Annotated in this window: 1 protein-coding gene; it reads right to left on the bottom strand. The window is 74.5% G+C overall.

Going from position 1 to position 713, the window contains the following annotated elements; all coding sequences use genetic code 11:
- A partial coding sequence (argH, locus tag D3D02_RS18195) for an argininosuccinate lyase (RefSeq protein WP_121571322.1) occupies positions 1–713 on the bottom strand: 713 nt, incomplete at both ends.

Raw genomic sequence — 713 nt, 5'->3', positions numbered from 1 at the left:
GACGATCTCGTGGGCCGTCCGGAAGGGGAGGCCGCCGGTCGCGAGCAGGTCGGCGACGCCCGTGGCCGTCGAGAACCCCTCCCCGGCGGCCGTCGCGAGCGCGGCCTCGTTCCACTCCGCGGTCGCGACCGCGCCCGCGGCGACCTCGGTCGCCTCCCGCACGTCGCCGGCGATCTCGAAGACGCTCGCGTGGGCGCGCTGGAGGTCGCGGTTGTAGGCGCGCGGGAGCCCCTTCAGCAGGCTCAGCGTGCCGGTCGCCTCGCCGATCGCGTCGCCCGCCACGCCGCGGGTCAGCTCCAGCGTGTCGGGGTTCTTCTTCTGGGGCATGATCGAGGAGGTGGAGGCGTACGCGTCGGCCAGCTCGACGACCCCCTTGTTCGAGAATATGATCAGGTCCTCCGCGAGCCCCGACAGCGTCGTCGCGAGCGTCGCGAGCGCGCTCGCCGACTCCGCGAGGAAGTCGCGCGCGGAGGCGGCGTCCATCGAGTTGCGGACCGTCCCGTCGAAGCCGAGCAGCGCGGCGGTGCGGTCGCGGTCGACGTCGAACGGCGTCCCGGCGAACGCGGCCGCGCCGAGCGGCGACCGGTTCACGCGGTCGGACGCGTCGAGCAGGCGCTCCGTGTCGCGCGCCAGCCCGCCCTCGTACGACAGCAGGTAGTGCCCGACCGTCGTCGGCTGCGCCGGCTGGAGGTGGGTGTACCCCGGCATCACCG

This window comes from Halobellus sp. Atlit-38R, assembly GCF_003665925.1.
Taxonomy (GTDB): Archaea; Halobacteriota; Halobacteria; order Halobacteriales; family Haloferacaceae; genus Haloquadratum; species Haloquadratum inordinatus.
Note: the sequence above shows the minus strand (reverse complement) of the source record. Positions and strands in the feature narration are given on the sequence as shown.